The organism is Actinomyces sp. 565 (assembly GCF_010365615.1).
In the GTDB taxonomy this organism is placed as follows: Bacteria; Actinomycetota; Actinomycetes; order Actinomycetales; family Actinomycetaceae; genus Actinomyces.
The window spans coordinates 1-3,731 of sequence record NZ_PIZD01000056.1; the positions used below are offsets into that span (position 1 = coordinate 1).

A 3,731-nucleotide genomic window follows, 5' to 3' on the forward strand; every position below is an offset into this window, starting at 1 on the left:
AGCCACACGAAGACCGGGATGAACACCAGCGCTAGCACCAGCGCCGCCAGCTGCTCACCCCACGACGAGACGCCGAGCACGAGCCGTGCCGGCATTAGGAAGGGCGCGAAGGGCGGCAGGTAGGCCAGCACGCGGTAAAGCGGGGATGAGGCGTCGCCCAGCGCCATCACGAAGGAGAGCACGTAGGGGATCATCAGCGTCATCGTCAGCGGCATGACCGCACTGGCCACGTCCTCCTGGCGGCTCACCAGCGCCCCGGCCGCCGCGTAGCCGACCGCGAAAATGGCGTAGCCGACGATCATCCACACGATCATGGCGACCAGCACGGTATCGATGTCGACGGCGCCCTCGGGCAGTACGCCGCTGAGCTTGGCCGTCACGCCGGCGAAGATACCTATCAGCCCGTAGGAGACCAGTACGGCAGTGCCGGTGCCGATCACCTTGCCGGCCAGCAGGGAGGTGGGCCGCACGCAGGCCAGCAGGATCTCCACGATGCGGCTGGACTTCTCCTCCACTACCCCCATCGCGATCGTCTGCCCACCACCCATGACGATGATGAACAGCAGAATGTCGACGATCAGGAGCACGGTGTAGCGGGCCCCGAAGTCGGCGGAGTCCTGGTCGGGCGGGTCGAGCGCCTCCACCTGGGGCACGGCCCCCGCCAGTGACGCCGCCACCTGGGTGGGATCGCCGCCCAGGGCGCTGATCTCATCCGATAGGGCCGCCTGCTGGAGCACATTGGTTACGGATGCGACCACCGCCTGGTCGGCGCGGCCCTCCTCGGTCACTTTCAGCGCGGGGGAGGTGCTGTTCAGGTCGAGGACCATGTCTAGCGTCGCGTCCTCGTCGATGTCGCCGCTGACTCCCAGGGCGGCCTCGGCGTCGGAGACGTCGGTAGTGACCTCGATGGGCAGACCGTTGGTGCCGGTGATCTGCTCCAGGGCGGGCCTGAGTGCGACGGCGTCGGCGGGGGCGGACACGCCCAGCCGGTAGGGCTCGTCCTCGCCGCCGGTCAGATGGGCGACCACGAGAATCCCGCCGACGGCGAGGACCAGCATGACGAGTGTGGAGATGACCGCTGAGCGCTTGAACAGCTGGGCGCGTAGCTCGCGGCCGGCAACCAGCCGGATCTCCTGGGAGCGGGAAATGGCTTGGGGGCTGGTGGACACGGCTTAGGCCTCCTGTCCGGTCGTGGGGGCGGGGGATGCGGTGGGGGCGGCGAGCACGTCGCGGAAGATGTCGGTCAGCGGGCGGGTGACGGGGCCGAGTTCGCGCAGCCGTCCCAGACGCCCCGCGGCCTCCAGCAATCGCTGCTCGTCGGCTCCGCCGACCACCACGGTCACCCGCGCACCCTCAGCAATGGGCTCGGCACTCGCCTCCACTCCAGGGGTTCCGGCAAGCATGGCGGTGGCGGCGTTGACGGCTGCGTCGGGCCGGCCCGCGACCTCGACGACGGCGCGCCAGCGCGGCTCGGCACCCGACTGCAGCTCGGCCACGGTGCCGTCGGCAACCAGTCGGCCCGCCTGGATAATGACTACCCGGTCGCACAGTCGTTGCACGACGTCGAGCTGGTGAGAGGAGAACAGCGTGGGCACCCCGGCCGCGGCCCGCTCGCGCAGCACCTGGCTCATAACATCGACCGCCACCGGGTCCAGGCCGGAGAAGGGCTCGTCCAGAATCAGCAGATCGGGGTCGGAGACCAGGGCTGCGGCCAGTTGGACGCGCTGCTGGTTGCCCAGGGAGAGCTTCTGCACCTCGTCCTCGCGGCGGGCGGCGATGTCCAGCCGCTCGGTCCACTGCTCGCTGGCCCGCCGGGCCGCGGGGGCCGTCACCCCGTGCAGGCGGGCCAGGTAGGTCAGCTGCTCGCCGACCTTCATCTTGGGGTACAGGCCGCGCTCCTCGGGCATGTAGCCGATGCGACGCCGCTCAGCGGCGCCCACCGGCGTGCCGTCCCAGGTCACGGTGCCGGCATCTGCGCTGAGTACCCCCATGACGATGCGCATGGTGGTGGACTTGCCCGCTCCGTTGGCGCCCACGAAGCCTACGATTTCCCCATCGCCCAGGCGCAGGGACAGGTCATCGAGCGCTTGCAGGCTCCCGAAGCGTTTGGACAGGTTGACGATGTCGAGCATGAGGACTCCAATCGGGATCGGCTGTGGTAAGTCCGCTTGACTTGAGAAGCTTGATTCGTTGTGCCCGTAATGTCAAGGTAGCTTTCCGGTGTGTCGGTGTCGTGCCACCCGCCCGCGGGATGCGCTACGGGTCCGTCTACCGGTTTCCTCCCGCTTCCCGCACCGGTCTCGCTGGCGGATCACCGGTTTCCTCCCGCTTCCCGCTATCGTTGACGCGTGCACCTGAAGACGTTGACGATGAAGGGGTTCAAGTCCTTCGCCTCGTCAACCACCCTGCGCCTGGAGCCGGGCATCACCGCCGTGGTCGGCCCCAACGGCTCGGGCAAGTCCAACGTGGTGGACGCCCTGACCTGGGTGATGGGGGAGCAGGGCGCCAAGAACCTGCGCGGCGGCTCCATGGCCGACGTCATCTTCGCCGGTGCAGGCTCCCGCCCGGCGCTCGGCCGCGCCGAGGTCTCCCTGACGATCGACAACACCGACGGCGCCCTGCCCATCGACTACAGCGAGGTGACCATCACCCGCACCCTGTTCCGCGGCGGCGGCAGCGAGTACCAGATCAACGGCAACACCTGCCGCCTGCTGGACGTGCAGGAGCTACTGTCCGATACGGGCATGGGCCGGCAGATGCACGTGGTGGTAGGCCAGGGGCAGCTCGATGCGGTGCTCACCGCCACCCCGGAGGAGCGGCGCGGCTTCATCGAGGAGGCCGCCGGCGTCCTCAAGCACCGGCGGCGCAAGGAACGGGCTCTGCGCAAGCTCGACTCCATGGCCGCCGACCTGACCCGGCTCACCGACCTCACCGCCGAGCTGCACCGCCAGCTCGGCCCGCTCGCGCGGCAGGCCGCCGTCGCCCGCCGCGCCCATGTCATCCAGGCCGAGGTTCGTGACGCCACCGCTCGGCTGCTGGCCGACGACGTCGTGCAGGTCCAGTCCCTGCTGGAGGCCGGACAGGAGGACCAGGCCCGCCTAGCCGGCCGCCGGGCCGAGCTGGATGAGTCCGAGCGCCTCGCCCGCGCCCGGCTGGAGGAGCTGACGACCCTGGAGTCCACGTCCGGGCAGCGGCTGGCCCGCGCCACCACCACCTGGGAGGAGCTGTCGGCAGCCGTTCAGTCCCTGTCGGCGCTGGCGGACGTGGCGGCGGAACGGGTACGTGGCCTGGCGGGCGCCCCGCGCCCCGAGGCCGGAACCGACCCCGAGGAACTGGAGCGGCGCGCCCAGGAGGCCGCCGCCCAGGAGGCTGAGCTTGCCGCCGCCATTGAGGCCGCCCGCACCGCGCTGACGGACGCCACCGCCGAACGCGTCGACGCCGAGGCCGCCGCCACCACCGCCGAGCAGGCGCTCGCGGCCTTGCAGACCCGGCGCGCCGAGCACCGCGAGCTGCTCGCCCGTGCCGGGGGCCGCGTGGCCTCCGCACGCTCCCGCCACGAGGCCGCCCGCGCCGCCGTCGAACTGGCTCGGGCATCCCTGGCCTCCGCCCAGGAGCGCGACACGGCCGCCGCCCGGGCACTGGAGGCGGCCACCGCCGGCGACCCGGACGCTCCCGCCGGCACCGACAGTTCCGACGCCGCGGCCGGTGAGCAGACCCGTGCCGCCGCCGCC

General features: G+C 71.1%; 3 protein-coding genes. 1 reads left to right on the forward strand and 2 read right to left on the reverse strand.

The window, feature by feature from the left end:
- A partial coding sequence (locus GZ997_RS08840) for an ABC transporter permease (protein ID WP_343212312.1) occupies nt 1-1,169 on the reverse strand: 1,169 nt, incomplete at its 3' end.
- Nucleotides 1,170-1,172: 3 nt separating this feature from the next.
- Nucleotides 1,173-2,132 carry an ATP-binding cassette domain-containing protein gene (locus GZ997_RS08845; protein ID WP_162679631.1) on the reverse strand — a complete coding sequence of 320 codons (960 nt, stop codon included), beginning with the start codon at nt 2,130-2,132 and terminating at the stop codon, nt 1,173-1,175.
- 216 nt (nt 2,133-2,348) lie between these two features.
- Between GZ997_RS08845 and GZ997_RS08850 the strand changes: the two genes are divergently transcribed.
- On the forward strand, nt 2,349-3,731 hold a 1,383-nt coding region (locus GZ997_RS08850), incomplete at its 3' end, for an AAA family ATPase (RefSeq protein ID WP_162679632.1).

Bases quoted from the DNA above. Each gene is read 5' to 3' on its own strand.
- GZ997_RS08845 (WP_162679631.1), bottom strand. From the start codon at position 2,132: ATGCTCGACATCGTCAACCTGTCCAAACGCTTCGGGAGCCTGCAAGCG.